At 47.0% G+C, this 26034-nt stretch carries 15 protein-coding genes and 1 other RNA gene; 5 read left to right on the forward strand and 11 right to left on the reverse strand.

Annotated elements, in window-relative coordinates; translation table 11 throughout:
* Nucleotides 1-75 precede the first annotated feature (75 nt).
* Nucleotides 76-4254: a two-component regulator propeller domain-containing protein gene (locus B5G04_RS02850; protein WP_087395685.1), complete on the reverse strand. Its 4179-nt coding sequence runs from the start codon at nucleotides 4252-4254 to the stop codon at nucleotides 76-78.
* 566 nt (nucleotides 4255-4820) lie between these two features.
* On the opposite strand from B5G04_RS02850, the gene B5G04_RS02855 reads away from it, so the two are divergent.
* Nucleotides 4821-5780, forward strand: coding sequence for a glycoside hydrolase family 43 protein (locus tag B5G04_RS02855; RefSeq protein ID WP_087251478.1), 960 nt, complete (start codon nucleotides 4821-4823; stop codon nucleotides 5778-5780).
* Nucleotides 5781-5813: 33 nt separating this feature from the next.
* Here B5G04_RS02855 and B5G04_RS02860 read toward each other — a convergent pair whose 3' ends face one another.
* The 3 genes from B5G04_RS02860 to B5G04_RS02870 form a co-directional block, all read right to left on the reverse strand.
* Entirely contained in the window at nucleotides 5814-6029 is a 216-nt protein-coding gene (locus B5G04_RS02860) for a hypothetical protein (RefSeq protein ID WP_158098082.1), read from the reverse strand.
* A 157-nt stretch (nucleotides 6030-6186) separates the two neighbouring features.
* Nucleotides 6187-6516: a DUF3467 domain-containing protein gene (locus B5G04_RS02865; protein WP_022040256.1), complete on the reverse strand. Its 330-nt coding sequence runs from the start codon at nucleotides 6514-6516 to the stop codon at nucleotides 6187-6189.
* Nucleotides 6517-6619: 103 nt separating this feature from the next.
* Nucleotides 6620-8344 (reverse strand): S41 family peptidase, encoded by a 1725-nt coding sequence (locus tag B5G04_RS02870; protein WP_087395688.1) that lies wholly within the window; start codon nucleotides 8342-8344, stop codon nucleotides 6620-6622.
* 285 nt (nucleotides 8345-8629) lie between these two features.
* Between B5G04_RS02870 and B5G04_RS02875 the strand changes: the two genes are divergently transcribed.
* The 3 genes from B5G04_RS02875 to B5G04_RS02885 all read left to right on the forward strand — a co-directional run bounded on the left by B5G04_RS02875 (nucleotide 8630) and on the right by B5G04_RS02885 (nucleotide 12692).
* Nucleotides 8630-8836 (forward strand): hypothetical protein, encoded by a 207-nt coding sequence (locus tag B5G04_RS02875; RefSeq protein WP_013619416.1) that lies wholly within the window; start codon nucleotides 8630-8632, stop codon nucleotides 8834-8836.
* A 49-nt stretch (nucleotides 8837-8885) separates the two neighbouring features.
* Nucleotides 8886-9491, forward strand: a complete 606-nt coding sequence (locus B5G04_RS02880; RefSeq protein ID WP_022040254.1) for a riboflavin synthase — start codon at nucleotides 8886-8888, stop codon at nucleotides 9489-9491.
* A 111-nt stretch (nucleotides 9492-9602) separates the two neighbouring features.
* On the forward strand, nucleotides 9603-12692 hold the full coding sequence (locus B5G04_RS02885; protein ID WP_087395692.1) for a glycoside hydrolase family 2 TIM barrel-domain containing protein: 3090 nt from the start codon (nucleotides 9603-9605) through the stop codon (nucleotides 12690-12692).
* Between the two features lie 114 nt (nucleotides 12693-12806).
* Here B5G04_RS02885 and ltrA (B5G04_RS02890) read toward each other — a convergent pair whose 3' ends face one another.
* The 4 genes from ltrA (B5G04_RS02890) to rnpB all read right to left on the reverse strand — a co-directional run bounded on the left by ltrA (B5G04_RS02890) (nucleotide 12807) and on the right by rnpB (nucleotide 19752).
* Nucleotides 12807-14213, reverse strand: a complete 1407-nt coding sequence (gene ltrA, locus B5G04_RS02890; protein ID WP_087395696.1) for a group II intron reverse transcriptase/maturase — start codon at nucleotides 14211-14213, stop codon at nucleotides 12807-12809.
* Between the two features lie 1199 nt (nucleotides 14214-15412).
* Nucleotides 15413-16819 (reverse strand): group II intron reverse transcriptase/maturase, encoded by a 1407-nt coding sequence (gene ltrA, locus B5G04_RS02900; RefSeq protein WP_087395700.1) that lies wholly within the window; start codon nucleotides 16817-16819, stop codon nucleotides 15413-15415.
* 1152 nt (nucleotides 16820-17971) lie between these two features.
* A complete protein-coding gene (locus tag B5G04_RS02905; RefSeq protein WP_087395704.1) occupies nucleotides 17972-19276 on the reverse strand; it encodes a YihY/virulence factor BrkB family protein in 1305 nt (434 codons plus the stop codon).
* A gap of 114 nt (nucleotides 19277-19390) precedes the next feature.
* An RNA gene (gene rnpB, locus B5G04_RS02910) (RNase P RNA component class A) lies at nucleotides 19391-19752 on the reverse strand.
* Between the two features lie 259 nt (nucleotides 19753-20011).
* On the opposite strand from rnpB, the gene B5G04_RS02915 reads away from it, so the two are divergent.
* On the forward strand, nucleotides 20012-21508 hold the full coding sequence (locus B5G04_RS02915; protein ID WP_087213278.1) for a trypsin-like peptidase domain-containing protein: 1497 nt from the start codon (nucleotides 20012-20014) through the stop codon (nucleotides 21506-21508).
* A 544-nt stretch (nucleotides 21509-22052) separates the two neighbouring features.
* Here B5G04_RS02915 and nspC read toward each other — a convergent pair.
* The 3 genes from nspC to B5G04_RS02930 all read right to left on the reverse strand — a co-directional run bounded on the left by nspC (nucleotide 22053) and on the right by B5G04_RS02930 (nucleotide 26028).
* On the reverse strand, nucleotides 22053-23216 hold the full coding sequence (nspC, locus tag B5G04_RS02920) for a carboxynorspermidine decarboxylase (protein ID WP_087213280.1): 1164 nt from the start codon (nucleotides 23214-23216) through the stop codon (nucleotides 22053-22055).
* Nucleotides 23217-23254: 38 nt separating this feature from the next.
* Complete coding sequence (locus B5G04_RS02925; RefSeq protein ID WP_158100021.1) at nucleotides 23255-23458, reverse strand: hypothetical protein; 204 nt, start codon at nucleotides 23456-23458, stop codon at nucleotides 23255-23257.
* Nucleotides 23459-23715: 257 nt separating this feature from the next.
* On the reverse strand, nucleotides 23716-26028 hold the full coding sequence (locus B5G04_RS02930; protein WP_087395710.1) for a UvrD-helicase domain-containing protein: 2313 nt from the start codon (nucleotides 26026-26028) through the stop codon (nucleotides 23716-23718).
* Nucleotides 26029-26034: the final 6 nt, after the last annotated feature.

The raw sequence follows: 26034 nt of genomic DNA on the forward strand, positions 1-26034 counted from the left end.
GCATAGTGCAAAGCTGCAAAAACAAACACAAAACGAGGTGGACAAACGCCCCTTTCAGGTGGAGAGCTTCCCCAATCAATCCTCCATCAGGCTACTAGGCGTAACATTGAAATGTTTTGTGAAACAACGGGTGAAGTATTTCGGATCGTTGAATCCTACAGCATATGCTATTTCCGAAATATTCATCGTATGATTCACCTTGTTTTTCAACAACAGTTCACGAGCGAGGTTCAACCGATAGTTACGTATAAACTGACCAGCCGACTGACCTGCCAGACTTTGCATCTTCTTATTCAGCAAACTTTTACTGATGCCCATCTCACGAATAAAGTCGCTCACCTCAAAATCGGAATTCTTATAATTATCCTTCACCACCATCATCGCCTTTTCCAGGAACTTCTTGTCTCCCGAATTTTCATTTGCCAACTCCAGGGAATCTGTATCCATGTCAATAGAAAAACGCTGCTGGAAACGCTTACGGTTTTCCAGAATACTGGCAATACGTGCCAGTAACATGTTTTCATCGAAAGGCTTCAGCAGATAGGCATCCACCCCCATCTTGTAACTGTCCAGCCGGGCTTCGTCCGAAGTCTTGGCGGTCAGCATCAGGAAAGGTATGTGGGAAATGGAAAAATCGCTCCGCACGCGATGCAACAGTTCCACACCATCCATCACCGGCATCATCAGGTCGCTGATAATAAAGTCCACCGAATACGTTTTCAGCATCCGGAGAGCCTCTTCCCCATCAGCAGCCTCTACCACATTATAATACTCGCGCAAGATAGAGCGGGTATAATCGCGCATGTCCTTGTTGTCTTCTACCACCAGCATCGTCAGCCGGCTGTTACGCATCAGTTCGGGATGTATCTCTTCGGTTTCTGCCACTGCCGGCCGGGGCTGCTCTCCACGCACCACAGGCAGCAAGACACGGAAGGTAGAACCACCCGACGGCCTGTTCTTCGCTCCTATCTCGCCCGAAAGCAACAAGACCAGCTTCCGGCACAAATACAGCCCGATGCCCGTTCCGCTCTGCCCGCTCACCGATACCTGATATTGGTTATCCGCCTGATAAAAACGGTTGAAAATACGGTCGATGTCTTCCTGGGGGATTCCTTTCCCTGTATCGCTTACGCTAATAAACAACTTCTCGCCGTTTTCTGACATCAGCGAAGCTATATAAACAGATACCTGCCCGCCTTTAGGGGTAAACTTGAGGGCGTTGCTTATCAGGTTGGCCAGAATCTTACGCAAGATATCTTCGGCAAACATCATAAACGGATTGTGCAGACGGACATAACAACGCAAATCAATGTCACGTGCCTGCGCATATACCGTAAACGAAGGCATGAATTCTTCTACAAAGCTACGGATATTACCGTAATTGGAAACAATCTTCACCCGTCCTTCTTCCACCTTCCGGAAATCCAACAACTGATTGATAAGCGACAACAGGTACTTTGAGTTGCGTTCCACCAGATGAAGCTGTTCGATAACCTGAGGATTATAACTCAACTTCAAAGCCCGTTCGATAGGACCGATGATCAACGTAAGCGGAGTACGGAATTCATGCGTAATATTAGTAAAGAAAGCCAGCTTGTCAACAGTAAGTTCTTCCACCTTCCGTGACATTTCCAGAATCTTGTTCTTCTGGCTGGTAATCTTCTCGTTCGATTCTTTCAACAACTTATTCTGATGTGAAAGTTCCTCCTTCTGGTCGGACAAAAGCTTTTTCTGTTCTTCCAGTTTCCGGGTACGCTCTTCTACCAATGTATGAAGCAATTTCTGCTGATGTTTTAATGAGCGGAACCGCCCATATACCAACATCAGCAAGACCAGCCCGACAAGCAACTGAAACCAAAAAGTCTTGTAAAAATAAGGCGTAACCTCAATCATCAAAGTCTGCGTAGGCGAAACATAGTTTTTTCCATCCGAAGCATAACGCAATTCGAACACATACTTTCCCGGACGCAGGCTGGTATAGGATACGGTATGCTGATTGGCAGGAACCTCTATCCACTTGTCATCAAATCCTTCCAACCGGTAAGCATAACATGCCAAGGCAGAAGGATTATAATCCAAGGATGCAAAATGCACCGTCAGTTGCTTGTCACGTTCATGAATATTCACCCGATTATCCGCAAATGCCACGTCACGGTCAAAACTAAACAGTCCGGTAAATGTCAATGGAAATCCTTTATCCGATTCTACACGGGGGATAAAACGGATTTCCGAAAAACCGTTCGTACTGCCGACATACACTTCACCGTTTTTCGAGCCGCCGATGGCATTCCAATAAAACTGGTTGCTGAGCAAGCCGTCGTGTTTCGTATAATTTTGAAACGTATTATCTTTGGGATTGAAACGTGACAAGCCATTATTGGTAGTCAGCCAGACATATCCGTCCTTGCCTTCCCACACGCCTATCACATTATCGTTTATCAAACCATCTTTCGCAGTAAAAGCCTTGAAACGGCAATTGCCGACTTTCCCTTTTGCCCGATAAAAGCCATTCCCATTTGTACCAATCCATACATCCCCATCTTTCCCGGGACAAACCGATGTTATCCGCTCTGCCATCCGCTCGGAAGGATTATCAAGCTTATGGTCATACAAGGCATATTCCAAAGAGTCCTTCCCATACGTGTGCAAATCAATCTGATACAACCCAGAGCTGACCCCTATCCATAAAATGCCATCGGACGTGATGCATCCTCCCAACGACCCATAAACACTTCCCCGGCGCTTGCCGTGGAAAGGATCAAACACTTTCCCCGTAGCTGGATGATAGGCCAATATATCCCGGTTCGTGCCAATCCATAACAAGTCATTCAACGAATCGTAAAGCAGCACACTGACAAAAGCCTGGAAAAGTTCAGGAATTTCGGAAGACAAAACCGGATGAAAAGTCTTGTCGGACAAATTATTTCCACTCACCCAGCCAAAACCTCCGCCCCACGTTCCTACATAAATGCGGCCTTTCCCGTCAGACGCCAGCGCACTGACCGAATTATGGCTCAAGCGTGACGGCAATCCCGTTGTATAATGCTCGAAATACTGTTTCCCTGCACGGCGAAGATTAAGCCCAGCCTCAACCGTCCCTATCCATAACGACCCGTTTTCATCTTCCAGGATAGCATTAACCAGATTCCCCGAAAGGCTTCCTGCATCTTCTTGTGAATGCAAGTCGTTCTGTATCTGCAAACGCGAAATGAACATCTTGTTCAATCCTCCCACCTCTGTACCTATCCAAAGCAAATTTTCATCGGCAAGCAGGCAATTGATGAAATTACAATTCAATCCGGATGCACCGTCTGCCTGTTCCGATTGAAGGATGCGGGTAAAATTGTCGCTTACGGCATTATACAGATTCAACCCCTTCAAGGTACCGACTACCAATACCCCATCGGGAGTCAGGTTGATATCCGTCACATAACTCTGCGACAACGAAAACGGGTCACGCTCATTATAATAATAAGCCCTTGATATTTCTGTCCGTACGTTATAACGAAACAATCCTTTATTGGTTCCAATCCATAAGTCATTCTGCCAAGGGAAGATGCACTGCATGACGGTATTTGCCGGAATAAATGCATCAGACGAAAATACCGGCACCGGTTTTTGAGGAGTTGACACACTTTCTTTTATCAATGACAATGTGCCCAGATAATCAAACCAAATATATCCATCCGCCTCACAGAAAGCCAAGCTACGGTTATACAAATAAAGATCGCATATCCGTGTAATATACTCCACTTTACCGTCTGAAGAAAACGCGATTTTATACAAAGCATCATCTGCACCCACCCACACATTGCCAGAAGAAGAACAATAGACAAAAGAGGCGGAATGAAAAGCAGCCGATGCAAATTTTCCACCCAGCTCCTGGCCACCTATCAAACGCAGACTATTTACATCCAGAATATCCAAGCCTTGCTCTCCCGCCATCCAGATCCGTCCGAAATGGTCCTCACAGAACTTCACGATGAAATTATTCTTCAGCCGTGTCTCTCCCGAAAAAGCATTGAATGTAATAAAATCGTACCCGTCATAACGCGTCACACCATCTCCCCCTGTAGAGACCCATAAAAAGCCACGGCTGTCTTTCATCAAATCCTCCACGTAATTCTTGGGCAACCCATCATCCATTGTCAGATGGGTAAACAAATAATTGCCTCCCCTATTCTGCGGAAAGGCAGGAAGTATATGCAGCAACACGCATATCCACACAAGCAATGAACAGTATCGTATTTTCATCAGTATCTGTCTCTAATAGTTAACGACAAGTATCCCGGAGCATCCACTCCGGTGTTCCCCATCTATCTTCACCAACAAATATACGAACTTTCTTTTACCGGCAGAACACTTCATCCGAAGAAAGCAGCTACAGGAAACAAATATCCACCCAAAACGGATAAATATCCACCCCTCTCCCCGAATCTGCCTGCCCGATACCTGGAAATCCCCCGTCACAGACACACCGGTAGAGCTACCTGCAGGCATGATGCATGCCTTCAGAAAATGCATATATACTTCGATTGCACAAGCGGAAATGCCTCAAAAGCCCATTCCAAATCAGCACACGATAAATTCAAAAACAGTTTCTAAAAAGAAGATTATCATTTTTTTCTAATATGGCAAAACACCACCTGAAAGTCACTATTCGTTTGAAATGAAGTAACAAACCTCCAAACTATACAACAAAAAACAAATGTCCACCAAAGAAAGGTAAATATCCACCTTCCTGGAAGTGAACATTCTTATTTTTGTATGACATAAAAATCTAATAAAGAAAAGTAAACATGAACACACGTATTCAATCCATGATGCTGCTGACTTTGATGATATGTGCCGGCAGCTTTGCGACCTTTGCCAGTAACAATGATACAACGTTTGTTGCATCTGGCAACCCGATAGTCAATTATAAATATCTGGGCGACCCTGCAGCAATGGTTTATGACGGCAAAGTATACATTTATGCCGGACACGATGAATGCCCTGCTCCCGAACAATACTACCTGATGAACGAATGGTGCATTTTTTCTACCGAAGATATGCATACTTTTACCGAACATGCCTATACATTAAAAGCTACCGATTTTAAATGGGCGAAAGGAGAAGCATGGGCAAGCCAGGTAATCGAACGCAACGGAAAATTCTACTGGTATGTGACCGTAGAACATGCCACTATTCCCGGCAAATCTATCGGAGTAGCCGTTTCCGACTCTCCTATCGGTCCATTTAAAGATGCACGTGGTTCGGCACTTATTACCAATGACATGACAACTGAATATACCTCCATCCGATGGGACGACATAGACCCTACTGTATTCATTGATGATGACGGACAGGCATATTTATTTTGGGGAAATACCCAATGCTATTATGCCAAGCTGAAAGAAAACATGACAGAACTGGACGGTCCGATTATGCCCATACAGTTGCCCCGTTTCACCGAAGCGCCTTGGATACACAAACATAACGGCTGGTATTACCTGTCGTTTGCATCCGAGTTTCCTGAAAAAATCTGCTATGCCATGAGCCGCAACATTAACGGTCCATGGGAATACAAAGGCATCCTGAACGAAATAGCTGGTAATTCGAATACCAACCATCAGGCTATCATTGAATTCAAGGGGAAATCCTATTTCATCTACCACAACGGGAGTATTAATACCGATGGCTGCGGTTTCCGACGGGCCATCTGTATCGACCGTCTGTACTATAACGAAGACGGTACCATCAGACGTATACAAATGACATCGGAAGGAATCTGGGAATAAGGCTTTTCATTAATTTTCTAGATAGGTTATACACTAAAAAAATCCGTGGATACGCCGGGATGGCGCATCCATGGAACTATTAGAAGCTGTTTTGAATTTCTCCAAAAAGTTTTTCTTGGCTTGATGTATCCGTTTTCGTGTGTGCTTTGGGCGATTTTTTGGTCCTTTTCGCTCCTGTTCTTCGTCAGATAGCCCGCTATCTTCCTCATCACAGAAGCGGAAATGCCTCAAAAACTCATCCCAAATCATCGCACGATAAATTCAAAACAGCTTCTTATTCCCTAAAAAATACACTTAAATTTCTCACAAGAAAAACAACATCAAAAAAAGACCGACTGCAAATCGGGCAAACCCATTCAGGCCTGCACCGATTCCAGTCGGATTTATATCTAGTTCTAAGTGCTTCTTATGCTTCACCTTTGAAATCACTCAAAGGGGGTACAAAGGTTTTGGCATTGCGCTGCTGCTCTGGCATCTGAATCGGTCCGAAATTCTTTTCGTATTTTACGATATTATCCTGCAAAGCAAACATCAGGCGTTTGGCATTTTCAGGAGTCATCACTATACGCGACTGTACGCCGGCCTTAGGAAGTCCCGGCATGATACGTACAAAATCAAGTATAAATTCAGATGTAGAATGAGTGATAATAGCCAAATTGGCATACGTACCTTGAGCCACTTCTTCTTTCAGCTCTATCTGCAATTGTTCCGGATTGTTATTATTTTCGTTTTCCATAATGATTTACTTTTCTACTGATTTTAGGACTAGTTATTTACTCCACAAAAATAGGAAACTTTTCTCTATTTACCATATACTTCCATAAAAATATTTTGCAAAATCATTTTTGTGACGCCGTGTGCGCATCCGATTCTGTTTTTGCTTCCGGCACTGAAAGAATCTTGCGGTATTCCGCAGGAGACGTCAGCACTTCAATCGCTTTCTTCAAGTCGGCATCGTCTTTCAAACGCTGCATCGCCGCACCCCGTTCAAAGAAATATCGGGTTGCTACTTCTTCGGCTATCTGTTCTTTTATCGGTCCGGAAAAATAATCCAGGTCACGATCCAAGTTATGGTTCAGTTTCTGTTCCAATGCCTTAAACTCTTCGGTCGCGCCTTCCATATACCCTTCAAATTCGGCTACTTCTTTCAAGGTTTTCAGCATTTGTTCGCTCTGGCGGTCATAAGTGAAGTTGGCATCCTTTACCAGTTTTTTAAAATCGGCATAATCCTCATCTGTAATCTGCAACGAATCTACAGAGACCAATGCCGGATGAGTCAGGCAATACTGGGTAGCATAGTCAAATATCAAATCATCATTCAGCAAATAGAAAAGAATATTAGGGAACTTATCACCTTTCACTTCTATGTCGGGACGTATGCCTCCCCCATCACGCACTTCACGACCGGCAGCTGTATAAAACACATGGGTCAGACTGTCGGGGATACGTGCCACCGAACCATCAGCATTCTTCTTCGCATAATCTATTGCCTGAATGCAACGCCCGCTGGGAATATAATACTTCGAAGTAGTCACCTTCAGTGTCCCATTATACGGAAGCTGACGAGTGGTCTGAACCAATCCCTTCCCATACGTACGGGTGCCAATGATAACTGCACGGTCTAAATCCTGCATCGAGCCACTCAAGATTTCAGAAGCCGAAGCGGTGTTGCCATTAACCAATACAGCCAGAGGCATTCCCGTATCAATCGGTTCATTCGCGGTCTTAAAAGACCCTGCAGCCTGACGGATCTTACCTTTGGTTACGACTATCTCCTTGCCTTTAGGTATAAAAAAATTGACAATGTCTACCGCTTCCTGCAACGATCCTCCCCCATTGTCACGCAAATCGAGAATCAATGCCTTTGCTCCTTTATCTTTCAGTTCAATGAATGCTTTTTTTACATCCTTGGCACAGTTGTCGGTAAAGCCACTGAGCGCCAGATAACCGATACTATCGTGCACCATACCGTAATAAGGCACCGGATTGTTCCGGATATTCTTACGGGTAATCTTAAATTCCATCACCGTGCTGTCGTTTTTCAACGGACGGAGCACTTTCAGGATAAACGATGTACCCGGTTCGCCACGTAAAGCCTCACTTACTTTCTCCGAAAACTCTTGAGGTTTCAAATCACCACGAACCATGTCCTTCCCTCCTACTGATAGGATAATGTCGCCCGCCTTTACTCCTGCCTCTGCAGCCGGCATACCCTCTATCGGCTCTATCACGGCAATACGGTCTTTCTTCTTGTAATACCGGATAGCCGCACCGATACCTCCATACTTTCCGGTAATCATCTCCTTCAAGCTGCTCACTTCTTCTTCGGGATAATATTCCGTATAAGGGTCGGTAAGTGCCAACATGCCGTTTACCCCGTTCTGAATCACTTTCTCCGGATTAAGGGTATCGACATAAAACAAATCAAGTTCCTTGAAAATAGCATTGAATATATCCAGATTCTTCGCTATTTGGAAATTACGGTCGTCTTCCTGTTTAAAACTGGACAAGCCCAAAGCCATCAATACGACCAATGCCCCTATAAGTGTTCTTTTTGTATTCATAACTTTACTAAACGATTATGAGGTACAAAGAAACACATTATTCTGCTTCGGATAACAGAACCAAGCAAATATTTAACTTTATTTCGTTTGTCACGCCAGTCACGGAAACCGGTTGCATCATGCCACGCATATAGTTGCACCTGCCGATGCAGATACTTTTGCGTGCCAATACAAATAAGTGCAGGCAGAGCGGAACATTTCCACAAGAAAAAACGCTTCGATTTTTTGGTTGCTAACCGTAGCCTGTATATATTTGCATTACCATAATTAATATAGTTGAACGAAATGAAAACGTATGACATTTATTTCTCGGACCAAAGTTCGAGCGACAACAAGGGATTTTCCATCAAAACCGAAGAGAAAGCCATCCACATGGCAGAAGACATACTCGCCAAAGGCGGGAGCTACATCGAAGAATATGCCGGAGGTACCATATCGGTAATCGACTCGGAAGGAGTAACCGTATGGAGCAAACCCATACCGAAAGCATAACTCAAGAACTCAAAAACTTAAGAACTCAAAAACTCAAAACTCAATATCTATGTTCTCAGGAATAGTAGAAGAATGTGCCAAAGTAGTCAAGATAGTCAAAGAACAGGAAAACCTGCATCTGACCTTGACGTGTTCGTTTGTAAATGAACTGAAAATAGACCAAAGCGTGTCGCACAACGGTGTGTGCCTCACCGTGGTTCACATCGAAAACAATACGTACACCGTTACCGCCATGAAAGAAACCATCGAACGCTCGAATATCGGGCTGCTGAAAGAAGGCGATGAAGTGAACGTAGAACGGAGCATGCTGATGAACGGCAGGCTGGACGGACATATCGTGCAGGGACATGTAGACCAGACAGCTGTATGCACGGCTATTGATGATGCCGACGGAAGCTGGTATTTCACGTTCAAGTATGATTTCCAGCCCGAAATGGCGAAACGCGGATACTTTACCGTAGACAAAGGCTCGGTAACCGTCAACGGGGTGAGCCTGACCGTATGTAACCCGACGCAAGACTCGTTCCAAGTAGCGATCATCCCTTATACCTTCGAACATACTAATTTCCACACGCTGCACATAGGAAGCGTGGTAAATCTGGAATTCGACATCATCGGCAAATACCTGAGCCGCATGATGCAGCTGGTAGGATAATGCTTGCATTCATCACAGAGGACACAGAGGAAAAATATTAAATCCTCTGTGTGCATCTGTGGTGGAATATCAATTATGTTTGTAACATCATTAACACTTAAAATTGAAAGCATGAGAAAAACATTTGCATTGGGATTATTGGGCATCTCTCTTCTTGCCGGGAACGCCCAGACATTCAAAGAGTGGCAAGACCCGGAAATAAACGCCATCAACCGTGCGCCGATGCACACCGACTATTTCGCATACGAGTCGGCAGAAGCTATCGGAAATGGGAAAACGCAATCGCAGAACTATATGAGCCTGGATGGCACCTGGAAATTCTTTTGGGTGGCAAATGCCGACCAGCGCCCTACCGATTTCTGGAAAACCGGATACAACGACAAGGGATGGGATGACATACAAGTACCCGGCGTATGGGAACTGAACGGATACGGAGACCCCATCTATGTAAACACCGGCTTTGCCTGGCGGAACCAATACGAAAGCAATCCTCCCTACGTACCCACCGAAAAGAACCATGTAGGCTCTTACCGCCGGGAAATCACCGTTCCGGCTTCGTGGAGAGGGAAAGACATTATCGCACACTTCGGTGCCGTCAGCTCGAACATGTACCTTTGGGTAAACGGGAAATTCGTAGGATATAGCGAGGACAGCAAGCTGGAAGCCGAGTTCGACCTGACCTCTTACCTAAAACCGGGGCAGAAAAACGTAATCGCGTTCCAGGTATTCCGCTGGTGCGACGGGTCGTACCTGGAAGACCAGGACTTCTTCCGCTACACCGGAGTGGCACGCCACTGCTATCTGTATGCACGCAACAAGAAACGCATCGAAGACATCCGCGTCACCCCCGATCTGGATGCCGAATACAAAAACGGTACACTTGCCGTTGATGTACAGCTGAAAGGAAGTGGCAACGTGCTGCTGACCCTGAAAGACGCCGAAGGAAAGGAAGTGGCTTCAGCTTCGACCAAAGGGGAAACGGTAACGATGAGCGTTGAAAACCCGCACAAGTGGACCGCCGAGACTCCTTATCTTTATACACTCTATGCACAGATGGAAGGTGCTTCGGGTGCTGAAGTGATTCCGGTAAACGTAGGTTTCCGCAAAATCGAACTGAAGAACGCACAGATACTGGTCAATGGCCAGCCGGTATTGTTTAAAGGTGCCAACCGTCACGAAATGGATCCCGATGGCGGTTACTATGTATCGCGCGAACGTATGCTTCAAGACGTATTGCGCATGAAAGAGCTTAACATCAATGCCGTACGTACCTGCCACTATCCCGATGATGCATATTGGTATGAATTGTGCGACCGCTACGGACTCTATATGGTAGCCGAAGCCAACATCGAATCGCACGGTATGGGATACGGTGACAAGACTTTGGCAAAAAACGCTTCGTATGCCAAAGCGCACATGGAACGCAACCAGCGCAACGTGCAACGCTCGTTCAACCATCCCAGCATCATCTTCTGGTCGCTCGGGAACGAAGCCGGATACGGACCCAACTTCGAAGCTGCCTACGACTGGGTGAAGGCAGAAGACCCCAGCCGTGCCGTGCAGTACGAACAAGCCCGCCAAGACGGAAAGACCGACATCTTCTGCCCGATGTATTACGACTACAAGGGATGTATCGCCTATTGCGAAGACAACAGCAAGCAGAAACCACTCATCCAGTGCGAATATGCACACGCCATGGGCAACTCGGAAGGTGGATTCAAGGAATACTGGGACCTGGTACGCAAATATCCCAAATACCAGGGCGGATTTATCTGGGACTTTGTAGACCAGTCGTGTCGCTGGACCGGAAAGAACAGACGGACTATTTATGCCTACGGAGGTGACTTCAACCGCTTTGATGCCAGCGACATCAACTTCTGCGACAATGGTCTGATAAGCCCCGACCGTGTGCCCAACCCGCACGCCTACGAAGTGCGCTACTTCTATCAGGACATTTGGACCACCCTTGCCGATGTACAAAAAGGCATTGTAAAGGTGTATAACGAATACTTCTTCCGCGACCTTTCGGCATACCGCATGGAATGGGAATTGCTTCACGACGGACGTATTGTACGCACAGGCTCAGTAGAAAGCCTCAGCATAGCTCCTCACCAGACTAAAGACGTGACACTGGATTATGGCACCATCGGTACCGAAGGCGAATGGTTGCTGAACGTGAAATACGTATTGAAAAACGCCGAAGGCATGTTGCCCGCCGGTCATACCGTAGCCTACGACCAGCTGACTCTGAAAGCCTACGAAGCACCGGCACTGGAGTTTGCCAATGTAAAAGAAAGCAACCAGGACATCATCGTGCCGGAAATCGATGCTACCAACAGCAATTACCTGGTAGTGAAAGGCGAAAACTTCGATATCGAATTCAACAAATACACCGGCTACCTCACCGTCTATGAAGTAGAAGGCGTAAGCTATCTCGAACCGGGCACCGCACTGGCACCCAACTTCTGGCGTGCACCGACCGACAACGATTTCGGAGCCGGCCTGCAACAGAAATATGTGGCATGGAAGAACCCCGGCATCCGCCTCACTTCGCTGAAGAGCGAAATGGAAAACGACATGGTGAAAGTCAGTGCCGACTATGAACTGAAAGCCGTTTCGGCGACTCTCTCGCTCACTTACCTCATCAATAACAAGGGTGCGGTAAAAGTGGTACAGGCAATGAAAGCCGACCCGAACGCGAAGGTATCAGACATGTTCCGCTTCGGCATGAACCTGATGATGCCCCGCCAGTTCGAAACCATTTCGTTCTACGGCAGAGGTCCGTGGGAAAACTATTCCGACCGCAACCATTCTACGCCGCTGGGTGTATACCGCCAGCAGGTAGACGACCAGTATTATCCGTACATCCGTCCGCAGGAAAGCGGAAACAAGACCGATCTCCGCTGGTGGCAGGTCATCAACAAAGCGGGCAACGGACTGATGTTCGTATCCGAAGCTCCCTTCTCGGCATCGGCTCTGCCCTACCGCATCGAAGACCTTGATGAAGGCTGGGTGAAAATCCAACGCCACTCAGGCGAACTGGACAAAGCCGGCATGACCAGCCTGTGTATCGACAAGGCGCAGATGGGCTTGGGATGTGTCAACAGCTGGGGTGCCCTCCCGCTGGAGAAATACCGCCTGCCCTACGGCGATTATGAATTTACCTTCATCATGTCGCCCTGCTGGCATCAGGTGAAGTAAAAGTCTCTTTCATATCGAGTAGGAGGTAAACACTAATTATAGGTGTTTATCTCCTATTTTCATGTTTACCGACCTCTCACACCACCGTACGTGCCGTTCGGCATACGGCGGTTCCTATTTTGGGTACCATTCGAGATACGAGCCCATTAAGGTAGGATATCCTGCCTTTCGTAGGCTCTCCTTATTTATCGCCACCTTCAATATAGGACTGTCAGCAATACGCCAATAACCTTTGCGGGTGTTACCCCATTCCCATGCCTTGTATTTTCCAATGCCACATTTAATGAGGTTTGCTACCTTGGTCTTGGGTTTCTTCCAAGCTTTCCATATACACATACGTATTCTCCGTCTTAACCACTCATCTATATCAAGAAGAAAACGTTTCATATCGGCAAGATGATAGTATCCAATCCATCCACGTATGTATTCTTTCAGCTTCTGTTTCCTCTTGACGTATCCCCATCCGTTGCTACGATTCGTCAGTTCTTTGAGTCTTGATTTCATCTTGGATTTGGACTTCGGATGTACTGTGAGGCGGCATTTGCCTTTCATTACATAAAAGGAGTAACCGAGATACTTAACTCCTTGGACATACGACACTACAGTCTTTTCCTTGTTGACTTTGAGATATAAAGTTCCCTCTATATATCGGGTTATGGACTCCTTGACTCTTCTTGCCGCCCTTTTGGACTTGCAGAATATCATCGAGTCATCGGCATAGCGGACAAAAGGAAGCCCTCTGCGTTCGAGTTCCTTGTCCAACTCATTAAGCATAATATTACTCAACAAAGGACTCAGTGGTCCTCCTTGGGGAGTTCCTTCCTCGCTCGCTTCGAACAGACCTTTGTTCATTACACCGCTTCGGAGATATTTGTGTATTAGACTGACAACTCTGCCGTCTTTAATAGTACGGCTGAGGATTTCTATGAGTTTGCTATGATTCACGGTATCGAAGAAGCGCTCGAGGTCAAGGTCTACTACATATATGTAGCCTGCATTGATTATTTCTTGCGCCCCTCGCAGTGCGTCATGACAACCTCTTCTTGGACGGAAGCCGTAGCTTCTCCTCGAGAATTGGCACTCATAGATAGGGGTCAGAACCTGGTTAATGGCTTGTTGCACCATACGGTCTACCACGGTGGGGATTCCTAAAAGGCGCATCTTGCCATTGTCCTTCGGGATTTCTACCCTTTTGACGGGGTTCGGACGGTAAGAACCGTCCATCAAGGAACGGATGAGCGCATCTTTATTGGCTGATAGCCATGAAAACAATTGTTCACATGACATCTTGTCGATACCGCCACAGCCCTTGTTACCAATCACTGCCTTATAGGCTCGATTAAGATTGGCAGGACTCAGGATTTGCTCGAAAAGGTGTTCCTTGTCGAATGGTACTTCCACGATGTTGTCTTCACACATCCACATGAAAGTCTGCACTCCCCCATACCATTCGGTTTCCGACCTGTCTCTTTGAGGGCAGCCATTAACTTTAGATAATGTTTTCTGCATTCGTTCTCTCATTAGGTATGTTTCAATTACTATCGTTTAATTATTAGGTTCAGTCCTTCACAAACTCTTCGACACGTTTGCTACTATGACATCTGCTGACTTCTCACGACAAGCTTTACTCCGCTGATTTCGATTTCTTTTTCACTATTATCATGCGTCCGTGAGACCTCCTCGGATAAGGGTATTAACTTTCCATCTTATGTCTGCTTCATTTACATTGACTGTTCCGAATAGCTATAGGGCTTTGATTTGTGATGCAACCTTACCCACAGTCTTATGCCTTATATGAAGTTTCTGTCCGTCAGACCAGATGTTTGCCGCAAGCTTCTTTCAGATTCCAACTCGCGATGGACACCCTTGCTTTGGGCTGTATGATTCCCGCTATTAGGGCTCATTAGGGACTTGCACCCGTTAGCTAATACTCATGCCGAGCAATCGGGTAGGAGGTAAATGCTAATCATAGAAAGGCATTTGCCTCCTACTTTCACATTTACCGACCTCCCACACCACCGTACAAGCGGTTCCGCATACGGCGGTTTCGCGCTTTCTCATCTCACGATGTGTGGCAAGTTGTTTTCAGCCATCCCTCGGACTAGCGTCACTCCTACTCTATTGTCGGATTCCGTCCTATCGTGGTGAGTAGGGAAGCTCCTTTCGGACATCTGACTACAAAAGAGTCTCAAGGGTAGCAGTCATTTACTATTGCACTGCGCGATTCGGTCCTTCCCCATAGACACACGTGTCTTAGGTACTATAACCTCTGCTGACTTCTCACGGCAAGCTTTACTCCGTCAGGGCACATCGAATGGGTACGTCTTCGCCATGCGTCCGTGAGACCTCCTCGGATAAGGGCATTGTCTTTCCATCTTATGCCTACTTCATTTACACCGACCGTTCCGAATAGCTATCGGGCTTTGGTTTGTGTAGAAACCTTACCCACGGTCAAATGCCTTGTATGAAGTTTCTGTTCGTTAGACCAGATGTTTGCCGCCGGCTTCCTTCAGATTCCACCTCGCGATGGACACCCTTGCCTTGGGCTATGTGATTCCCGCTATTAGGGCTCACTCGGGACTTACACCCGTTAGACAATGCTCATGCCGAGCGTACTACATCGAGTAGGAGGTAAACACTAATCATAGGTGTTTATCTCCTATTTTCATGTTTACCGACCTCTCACACCACCGTACGTGCCGTTCGGCATACGGCGGTTCCTATTTTGGGTACCATTCGAGATACGAGCCCATTAAGGTAGGATATCCTGCCTTTCGTAGGCTCTCCTTATTTATCGCCACCTTCAATATAGGACTGTCAGCAATACGCCAATAACCTTTGCGGGTGTTACCCCATTCCCATGCCTTGTATTTTTCAATACCACATTTAACGAGGTTTGCCACCTTGGTCTTGGGTTTCTTCCAAGATTTCCATATACACATGCGTATTCTCCGTCTTAACCACTCATCCGTATCAAGAAGAAAACGTTTCATATCGGCTAGGTGATAGTATCCAATCCATCCACGGATGTACTCCTTCAGTTTCTGTTTCCTCTTGACGTATCCCCATCCGTTGTTACGATTCGTCAGTTCTTTGAGTCTTGATTTCATCTTGGATTTGGACTTCGGATGTACTGTGAGGCGGCATTTGCCTTTCATTACATAAAAGGAGTAGCCGAGATACTTAACTCCTTGGACATACGACACTACAGTCTTTTCCTTGTTGACTTTGAGATATAGAGTTCCCTCTATAAATCGGGTTATGGACTCTTTGACTCTTCTTGCCGCCCTCTTGGACTTGCAGAATATCATCGAGTCATCGGCATAGCGGACAAAAGGAAGCCCTCTGCGTTCGAGTTCCTTGTCCAACTCATTAAGCATAATATTACTCAACAAAGGACTTAGTGGTCCTCCTTGGGGAGTTCCTTCCTCGCTCGCTTCGAACAGACCTTTGTTCATTACACCGCTTCGGAGATATTTGTGTATTAGACTGACAACTCTGCCGTCTTTAATAGTACGGCTGAGGATTTCTATGAGTTTGCTATGATTCACGGTATCGAAGAAGCGCTCGAGGTCAAGGTCTACTACATATATGTAGCCTGCATTGATTATTTCTTGCGCCCCTCGCAGTGCGTCATGACAACCTCTTCTTGGACGGAAGCCGTAGCTTCTCCTCGAGAATTGGCACTCATAGATAGGGGTCAGAACCTGGTTAATGGCTTGTTGCACCATACGGTCTACCACGGTGGGGATTCCTAAAAGGCGCATATTGCCATTGTCCTTGGGGATTTCTACCCTTCTGACGGGGTTCGGACGGTAAGAACCGTCCATCAAGGAAAGGATGAGCGCATCTTTATTGGCTGATAGCCATGAAAACAATTGTTCACATGACATCTTGTCGATACCGCCACTGCCATTGTTACCAATCACTGCCTTATAGGCTCGATTAAGATTGGCAGGACTCAGGATTTGCTCGAAAAGGTGTTCCTTGTCGAATGGTACTTCCACGATGTTGTCTTCACACATCCACATGAAAGTCTGCACTCCCCCATACCATTCGGTTTCCGACCTGTCTCTTTGAGGGCAGCCATTAACTTTAGATAATGTTTTCTGCATTCGTTCTCTCATTAGGTATGTTTCAATTACTATCGTTTAATTATTAGGTTCAGTCCTTCACAAACTCATCGACACGTTTGCTACTATGACATCTGCTGACTTCTCACGACAAGCTTTACTCCGCTGATTTCGATTTCTTTTTCACTATTATCATGCGTCCGTGAGACCTCCTCGGATAAGGGTATTAACTTTCCATCTTATGTCTGCTTCATTTACATTGACTGTTCCGAATAGCTATAGGGCTTTGATTTGTGATGCAACCTTACCCACAGTCTTATGCCTTATATGAAGTTTCTGTCCGTCAGACCAGATGTTTGCCGCAAGCTTCTTTCAGATTCCAACTCGCGATGGACACCCTTGCTTTGGGCTGTATGATTCCCGCTATTAGGGCTCATTAGGGACTTGCACCCGTTAGCTAATACTCATGCCGAGCAATCGGGTAGGAGGTAAATGCTAATCATAGAAAGGCATTTGCCTCCTACTTTCACATTTACCGACCTCCCACACCACCGTACAAGCGGTTCCGCATACGGCGGTTTCGCGCTTTCTCATCTCACGATGTGTGGCAAGTTGTTTTCAGCCATCCCTCGGACTAGCGTCACTCCTACTCTATTGTCGGATTCCGTCCTATCGTGGTGAGTAGGGAAGCTCCTTTCGGACATCTGACTACAAAAGAGTCTCAAGGGTAGCAGTCATTTACTATTGCACTGCGCGATTCGGTCCTTCCCCATAGACACACGTGTCTTAGGTACTATAACCTCTGCTGACTTCTCACGGCAAGCTTTACTCCGTCAGGGCACATCGAATGGGTACGTCTTCGCCATGCGTCCGTGAGACCTCCTCGGATAAGGGCATTGTCTTTCCATCTTATGCCTACTTCATTTACACCGACCGTTCCGAATAGCTATCGGGCTTTGGTTTGTGTAGAAACCTTACCCACGGTCAAATGCCTTGTATGAAGTTTCTGTTCGTTAGACCAGATGTTTGCCGCCGGCTTCCTTCAGATTCCACCTCGCGATGGACACCCTTGCCTTGGGCTATGTGATTCCCGCTATTAGGGCTCACTCGGGACTTACACCCGTTAGACAATGCTCATGCCGAGCGTACTACATCAATAAATGCCCTGGCAAGCAAAAGTTTGCCAGGGCATTTTATTGATAAAAATCACAAATCCTTCACCAGAATGCGCCCGTTTTGGTACAGGTACACCTGCTTTGCCTCAATCAGGACATGCCACGAAGCCGAATAGTCCTCCTTGTCTATCTTGAAGTTTTCGGCGCCGGCACTGTCCAGCCGCTCTATCAGCACACCTACGGTCAGGCGGTTGATGTCCATTCCGGGCAAGTAACGGATGTTTCCTTCCTTATCGTCATCAGAAGTTTCGTAAACCAGACGGACATCGGTCAGCTCGTAGAGGATATTCTTTGTCAGCCGGATGGGAATCTTATGCTCTTTGCTCAGCTCTTCTGCCGTATAGGGCTGCTGCTCGTGCTCGAACCGCTTGCAGATAGCGGAGAGCACGATGGCACAGAAGAAATCGTGGTAGCGCCGGCTGATATGCGCCGTTTCTTTCCCGAAGCTGAACGAAGAAAGGTTCTGGCTGACATAGCTCATCTCGGCACCGAACAGGCAGATGGTCCACGACACCTGTGTCCATAACAGGAACATCGGGATGGCGGCAAAGCTTCCGTAGATGGCATTGTAGTTCGAAATCCATATCTGGCTGTTGACGTAGAAATATTGGAAAGCCTGAAAGGCGCTACCTGCCAGTATCCCCGGAAACCAGGCATGGCTTAGCTTCACTTTCGTGTTGGGCATGAACACGTATAGCGCGATGAACATCCCCCACGTTAAGGCATACGGGACGAGACGCACCAGAAACTTCAGCATCGGTCCCAGCAGAAGGAAGGTTTCCAAATCCTTCACGTACGTGGTCATCACGATGGTCAGACCGCTGGAGATAACAATGAGCAACGGAAGCAGTAGCAGCATCGAAAAATAATCGGTTATCTGGCGGAACACCGTGCGGGGACGCTTTACCTGCCAGATGGCGTTGAAACTGCGCTCGATGTTGTCTATCAGCATCAGGATGGTAAACAGCAACATAATCAGGCCCACGCCGATGAAGATGCCGCTCTGCGCGTGTTGCAGGTAAGAATTGACCCACGAAAACACCAGCTCGCTCTGCTGGCTTATCACACCGCTTTTGATTTGCTGCTCCATCAATGCATCGAAACCGAAGCCGCGGGCAATGGCGAACAGCAGGGCAAGGATGGGGATGATAGACAGCAATGTGCTATACGTCAGTGCCGAAGCACGCACCGGAATGCGGTCGTTCAAGAACTGCTCTATCGAAAGGTAAATGATTTTCACACACGAATACAGGCGCTTCCTCACTGGAGTTACCTCATCTTCGGTGATTCTCCAGATGCCGTCTGTCAAGAATTGAAGCCAATATTGCAGTCTCATAGTTATTAAATGAAGAATGAAGAATAAAGAATGAAGAAACAGCGTTCGGCGTAAGCCAATGCCATGCGGACGAAGTTAAATTCTTCATTCTTAATTCTTCATTCTTAATTTAAAAAAAGCAGCCGGCCTGTAAGCCGGGTTCTGTTCCTTATATAATATAAGGTGTCTGTCATTTATCTACGCCCTTTGTCACCAAAAGGCTCTAGCGGTCTACCCTCCGACGTGGGGCGAGCAACCCTCGTTAATGCCGGTTTACACGACCTTACAACTCCTAAGATGCACAGCCCGCGTGTCACCACGCGGCTGGTAGGCTCTTACCCTACCTTCTCACCCTTACCTCTCCGGGTAGGAGCGGCGGTTATTTTCTTCTGCATTACTCTACCCTCGCGGATAGCTTTCTGTTAGGAAGTAGGATGCTCTGCGTTGCCCGGACTTTCCTCTTGTGCCGAAACACCAGCGACAGACCGTCCGACTGCTTTCTGACTGCAAAGGTACGCAATAAATGCATTCCTCCTGCCATTTTTACGAGAAATATCTTTTACGACTGCAAAAGTGACTGATAATGAATGCAAATTTGTCAGTTATCCCCGTTAAGCGCGGTTAAGGAGCTGTCTTGCTTTGTTAAAAGAGAGAAAAAAGAACACACAAGGAGTACAACCGCATAATATTTGTTCTACTTTAGCAGATGAAATGTTAAAGCAATAACGAAATTAACGATTTAAACCAGTTATAGATATGAAAAAGACAACTAAGTTCGCATTAGGAGCAGTCGCACTGATTGCTGTAAGCGCAGGAGTGGCAGGAGTGACTTCGTATGCCATCCTCCAGTCTAAAGATACAAAGAACGCTTCTTTCTACGAAGAGTTCCAAACGGCTACTCCAGCCAAATATGCTGCATTCGATACATCGAAAATGCAGCCCGTCGACCTGACACAAGCAGCCGAAAGTTCACTGAACTCTGTAGTACACATCATGGCTATCCAGCGGAGTAAGACGAAGGTAATACAGACCCAACCGGATATTTTCGATTTCTTTTTCGGTGACGGCCGCGGACGCCAGCAGCAGGTCCAGACTCCCGAACAGCGCGGATTCGGTTCGGGCGTTATCATCTCGAAGGACGGATACATTGTGACGAACAATCACGTGATTGATGATGCCGACGAGATTTCGGTCAAGCTGCACGACGGACGGGAAATGAAAGGACGGGTTATCGGTACCGATGCTACTACCGACCTGGCTTTGGTGAAGATAGAAGGCGATGATTTTCCTGCCATTCCGGTAGGCGACTCGGATGCCTTGAAGGTAGGCGAATGGGTGCTTGCCGTAGGTAATCCCTTCAATTTGGGCTCTACCGTAACGGCGGGTGTCGTAAGTGCCAAGGCACGTGGGTTAGGTGCCAATCAGGTAGAATCATTCATTCAGACCGATGCCGCCATCAACCAAGGAAACAGTGGTGGTGCACTGGTGAATGCAAAAGGCGAGTTAGTGGGTATCAACGCCATGCTGGTTTCTCCCACCGGAGCTTATTCGGGCTACGGCTTCGCCATACCTACCAGCATCATGACCAAGGTGGTGACCGACCTGAAGCAATACGGAACCGTACAGCGTGCTTTGTTGGGCATCGGAGGACGCGATATGGGTAAAGAAGAATTTCCGGAAGAAATCCGTAAGGAGCAGAAAGAACTGGGCATCGGATATGGTGTACAAGTTGTAGAAGTACAAGAAGAAGGCTCGGCTGCCGGCATCTTGAAAGTAAACGATGTCATCATTGCCATAGATGGTGAGAAGGTAGAAACCATGGCTTCTCTGCAAGGCATCCTTGCCAAGAAACGTCCGGGAGACAAGGTGAAAGTGAAAGTATTCCGCGACAAGAAAGACCAGGAATTCACCATCACTCTGAAGAACGCTCAAGGTAATACGAAAGTAGTGAAGAAAGCCGACATGGAACTGCTGGGAGCAGCCTTCCGCGAAGTGCCTGCCGAACTGAAACGCCAGCTCAACTTAGGATATGGTGTACAGGTAACAGGTGTAAGCGACGGACGTATGGCAGACAGCGGCATCCGCAAAGGATTCATCATTCTGAAAGCCAACGGCAAACAACTTCGTACCGTACAGGATTTGGAAGACGTGATGAAAGCGGCTTCCCAGTCGCCCGACCAGGTATTGTTCATGACCGGTGTCTATCCGTCGGGCAAGCGCGCCAACTATGCCGTAGACTTGGCACAAAATTAACAATATAAATAGTAGTTTTCATAGGATAAAAAGGTAAAAGCAGATTGCACACTCTAACAAAAAAGAGGTTCCGCACGTTACGGAACCTCTTTTTTGTTATACTTTAAACGGCATCTTATACTTCGCCCAAAGCACACACGAAAACGAATACAGCAAGACGGAGAAAAACTTTTTGAAGAAATTCAAAACAGTTTCTCAAAAGGTTGTCGTTATCTTCTTCTCCCGATGCAGAAAACTTCGTCTGGTGTAAGATTAATAATCTTCCGCTTGTAAGATTAATAATCTTGCAGCCTGAAGATTAATAATCTTACAGCGGATGGACCTATATGCGTTTGCCGACGCACCTATATCCGCGGGCTTCCGCAACCTCCTGCGTCTGGCTATGATACTATCCGGAAAAACGGGCAAAAGAGGCTCAGCAAACGGACATAAGTAACTTGCCCGTTTAACATAAGTAACTTAGGCGTTTAACATAAGTGAGTCAGACGGTTCACTTATGTTCGTTTGAGGAGGCTTTTATATACGATAAATTCAAAACAGTTTCTCAACACATCCGGTCACGGTAATCTTCATAACCGAAGGTACGATATACTTCCAGTTCACCATTGCTATGATACAGGGCAATAGACGGATGGTGAATACCGTTGAACATATTCGTCTTCACCATCGTGTAATGAATCATGTCCTCGAACACAATCCGTTCGCCCACCTGCACTTCATGGTCGAACTTCCAGCTTCCCATATAGTCGCCACTCAGGCAACTGTTCCCACCCAGACGATACACGTGGGCTTCGGGACCTGCCGTCTTGACCGCATCGGCGGGAAGCGACTCTGCCCCACGCACCGCCGGCTGGTAAGGCATCTCCAGACAATCGGGCATGTGGCACGTAAAGCTTACATCGAGAATCGCCGTACGGATTCCCCGGCTCTCTACCACATCCACCACCGAAGCCACCAGCGGTCCCGTCTGCCAGGCAAAGGCAGAGCCAGGCTCCAGAATAATCTGCAAATGCGGATAACGTGCCTTCAACCCCTTCAGCAATCCAATCAGATGCTCTACATCATAGTCCTTACGGGTCATCAGATGCCCACCTCCCAAATTCAGCCATTTCAGCTGCGGGAACCAGCGCGAAAACTTTTCTTCGATATGCTTCAGCGTACGTTCCAGCTCGTACGAACTGGACTCGCAATGGCAATGGCAATGAAAACCCTCAATGCCTTCGGGCAAACGTTCGGGAAGCAAGTCTGCCGTCACTCCGAAACGTGTGCCCGGCGCACAAGGGTTATATAGTTCCACTTCCACCTCCGAATACTCCGGATTGACACGTATACCACAAGAAACCGGTTCAGGATAAGCCTTAACCATCGGATAGAAACGTTCGAACTGCGAAAGTGAATTGAATGTGATATGGCTGCTATATTTCAGAAACTCTGGGAAATTAGCTTCGGTGTAAGCCGGCGAATAGGTGTGCGCCCGACTTCCGAACTCTTCGAAAGCCAGACGTGCCTCGTACACCGAACTTGCCGTCGTATGGCTGATGTACTCGCGGAATATCGGGAACGATTTCCACATCGCAAATGCTTTAAACGCAAGGATAATTTCTACCCCAGCCCGGTCGGCTACCGACTTTATCACCCCCAGGTTTTTCCTGAGCAAATCTTCTTCCATTACATAACACGGAGAAGGAACTTTAGTTACATCTAACATACTACTACTGTTTCGCTTTTTCTCAACACAGATTATTTTTATTTTTTTGAATTCCGCAAAATACCCATAGTATAAGAAGCTGTTTTGAATTTCTCCAAAAAGTTTTTCTTGTCTTGATGTATACGTTTTCGTGTGTGCTTTGGGCGATTTTTTGGTCTTTTTCGCTCCTGTTCTTCGTCAGATAGCCCGCTATCTTCCTCATCACAGAAGCGAAAATGCCTCAAAAACTCATCCCAAATCATCGCACGATAAATTCAAAACAGCTTCTAAAAGGGAGTTAGAAGGAGTTATGCCTTCGGCAGGAGTTATACTTCATGCGGTATGTGCATTTTGTATATGCCACGTAGTAGAGACGATGTGCACATCGTCTCTACAGAATCGATGCTAAAGTATTGGCTTCTAAATCATTTTAACTCCCTGAAATAATTCCTTTTAACTCCTTATTGGGCAAAATGCGGATATTCATTTTATTTTTTAAATTCGCCTGTAGTGAAAAACATTATTCTATTACTTTAAAACGGGCAAACTTCAACAAAAGCTGCTTCACACCGGCATGCCGGAACTCTACGGTCGCCTTGCAATTGTCGCCCGTGCCTTCTACTTTCACTACCTTACCGATACCAAAACGCTGGTGTTCAATCATCTGACCAACCGACAGGCCTGCTCCAAGTGCCGGACCTGCCGCATCCGGAGCATCTGGGGAAAGCTTACGCAGATTACGCGGACTTGCCACAGAGACTACACGAGGCTTCTCCATTGCAACTTTCGGACGGGAAATGCCCGACGAAGCTTCTGGAGCCAATCGGCTGGCACGCTCGTTCTGCGTAGTACGTGAAAAGGCAGCGTCCTCTTCGGGCAATTTCAGATAACGCGCATCAATGTCACCCAAGAAACGGCTGGGACTGCTAAACTCTGTTTTCCCATACCGGAAGCGCGACTTGGCATAAGACAAGAAGCAATGCTCCTCGGCACGTGTAATCGCTACATAGAACAAGCGCCGTTCTTCTTCAAGCTGCTTTAAATTTCCAGACACCATCGGACTGGGGAACAGGTTTTCTTCAAGCCCAACTACAAACACATTCTTAAACTCCAGCCCCTTGGCCGAATGAATGGTCATCAGTGTTACTTTGGCACCTTCACCCTCTTCGCTATCCAGGTCGGTCAGCAAGGATATTTCCTGCAGATAATCCGAAAGTGACACACGGCTGTTCCCTTCCTCCTCACGGCTGGCACAAAAGTCATGCATACCGTTGATCAACTCTTCTATATTCTCCTGCCGGCTCAGATTTTCGGGCGACCGGTCCCGGTACACATCGGCAACAATCCCCGAACGCCTGACAATGTCCTGCCCCAAGCCGTAGGCATTTTTGCTTGCCACATCCGAAGCAAATCCGGCTATCAGGTCGCGGAACCCCTGCAATCTGGCAACTGTACTCTTCGTCAATGACAGACCATACGCCAAAGGCTCGTTCAGTACCGTCCACAGACTGACATTGTGTTGCGTAGCCGCACTTGTAATTTTATTCAGCGTCGTATCGCCGATACCCCTTGCCGGATAATTGATAATCCGCTTGAACGCTTCTTCATCATGAGGGTTCACCGCCAAGCGGAAATAAGCCGTCACATCCTTAATCTCTTTCCGCTGATAGAAAGACAATCCACCATAAATACGGTAAGGAAGCCCTCGCTTACGTAACGATTCTTCGAAAATACGGCTCTGTGCATTGGTGCGGTACAGAACGGCAAAATCATCATATCCGTATCCGTCTCTCGCCACCATCCGGGTTATCGTACCTGCAACGATTTCTCCTTCCTCCACGTCACTATAAGCTTTGAACACCGGAATCGGTTCGCCCTTGTCTTTCTCCGAAAACACCTCTTTGTGTATCTGCGCGCGGTTTTTCGCTATCAGGCTGTTGGCGGCTTTCACAATGGTCTGTGTAGAACGGTAATTCTGCTCCAGCTTGAAAAGCCGCGCTTCCTGGTAAGTCTGTCTGAAATGAAGGATATTATCGATATTGGCTCCACGGAACGAATAAATGCTCTGTGCATCGTCTCCCACGACACATACCTTGCGGTATTTCTCGGTGAGCTGCCACACGATGCGGTGCTGGGCGTAATTAGTGTCCTGATACTCATCTACCAATACAAAACGGAAGCGTGAGGCATATTTCTCGCGCACATCAGCATGTTGTTCGAACAGCAAGTAGGTATAAAGCAGCAAGTCATCGAAATCCATGGCATCGCTTTGCCGGCACCGCTCCCAATAACGAAGGTAAATATCACGTATGGCAGGCACTTTTGCCTCCACATCACTTTGATAACATTCAGCATTTGACGCATACGCCACAGGCAATACCAACTGGTTCTTTGCCTGGCTGATGCGGCTCTGTACCAGTCCCGGACGGTAAGTCTTGTCATCCAGCCCCATTTCCTTAATGATGGTTTTCAATAAGCTTTTCGAGTCAGCCGCATCATATACCGTAAAATCAGATGAAAAGCCCAACCGTTCTGCCTCGGCACGCAGGATACGGGAAAAGATGGAATGGAATGTCCCCATCCACAGATAACGTGCCTTCTCCTCTCCTACCTGCCGTGCAATGCGTTCCTTCATTTCCCGGGCCGCCTTATTGGTAAAAGTCAGAGCCAGGATAGACCAAGGCTCATAACCCTGGTCCATCAGATAAGCAATCTTATATGTCAATACACGCGTCTTACCCGAACCTGCCCCTGCTATCACCTGCGAAGGCCCGTCGATATAGAGCACCGCTTCCCGCTGGCTCTCGTTCAGTCCGTCTAAATCAACTGCCATACTTCT

This window comes from Bacteroides sp. An51A (assembly GCF_002161565.1).
In the GTDB taxonomy this organism is placed as follows: domain Bacteria; phylum Bacteroidota; class Bacteroidia; order Bacteroidales; family Bacteroidaceae; genus Phocaeicola; species Phocaeicola intestinalis.

What these genes read in the sequence shown, in the direction of transcription:
- B5G04_RS02855 (WP_087251478.1), top strand. Translation starts at nt 4,821, where the DNA reads ATGATGCTGCTGACTTTGATGATATGTGCCGGCAGCTTTGCGACCTTT.
- nspC (WP_087213280.1), bottom strand. Translation starts at nt 23,216, where the DNA reads ATGTTAGATGTAACTAAAGTTCCTTCTCCGTGTTATGTAATGGAAGAA.
- B5G04_RS02860 (WP_158098082.1), bottom strand. Translation starts at nt 6,029, where the DNA reads ATGATTTGGGATGAGTTTTTGAGGCATTTCCGCTTCTGTGATGAGGAA.
- B5G04_RS02875 (WP_013619416.1), top strand. Translation starts at nt 8,630, where the DNA reads ATGAAAACGTATGACATTTATTTCTCGGACCAAAGTTCGAGCGACAAC.
- B5G04_RS02865 (WP_022040256.1), bottom strand. Translation starts at nt 6,516, where the DNA reads ATGGAAAACGAAAATAATAACAATCCGGAACAATTGCAGATAGAGCTG.
- B5G04_RS02880 (WP_022040254.1), top strand. Translation starts at nt 8,886, where the DNA reads ATGTTCTCAGGAATAGTAGAAGAATGTGCCAAAGTAGTCAAGATAGTC.
- B5G04_RS02885 (WP_087395692.1), top strand. Translation starts at nt 9,603, where the DNA reads ATGAGAAAAACATTTGCATTGGGATTATTGGGCATCTCTCTTCTTGCC.
- B5G04_RS02850 (WP_087395685.1), bottom strand. Translation starts at nt 4,254, where the DNA reads ATGAAAATACGATACTGTTCATTGCTTGTGTGGATATGCGTGTTGCTG.
- B5G04_RS02915 (WP_087213278.1), top strand. Translation starts at nt 20,012, where the DNA reads ATGAAAAAGACAACTAAGTTCGCATTAGGAGCAGTCGCACTGATTGCT.
- B5G04_RS02870 (WP_087395688.1), bottom strand. Translation starts at nt 8,344, where the DNA reads ATGAATACAAAAAGAACACTTATAGGGGCATTGGTCGTATTGATGGCT.
- B5G04_RS02905 (WP_087395704.1), bottom strand. Translation starts at nt 19,276, where the DNA reads ATGAGACTGCAATATTGGCTTCAATTCTTGACAGACGGCATCTGGAGA.
- ltrA (WP_087395696.1), bottom strand. Translation starts at nt 14,213, where the DNA reads ATGAGAGAACGAATGCAGAAAACATTATCTAAAGTTAATGGCTGCCCT.
- B5G04_RS02925 (WP_158100021.1), bottom strand. Translation starts at nt 23,458, where the DNA reads ATGATTTGGGATGAGTTTTTGAGGCATTTTCGCTTCTGTGATGAGGAA.
- ltrA (WP_087395700.1), bottom strand. Translation starts at nt 16,819, where the DNA reads ATGAGAGAACGAATGCAGAAAACATTATCTAAAGTTAATGGCTGCCCT.
- B5G04_RS02930 (WP_087395710.1), bottom strand. Translation starts at nt 26,028, where the DNA reads ATGGCAGTTGATTTAGACGGACTGAACGAGAGCCAGCGGGAAGCGGTG.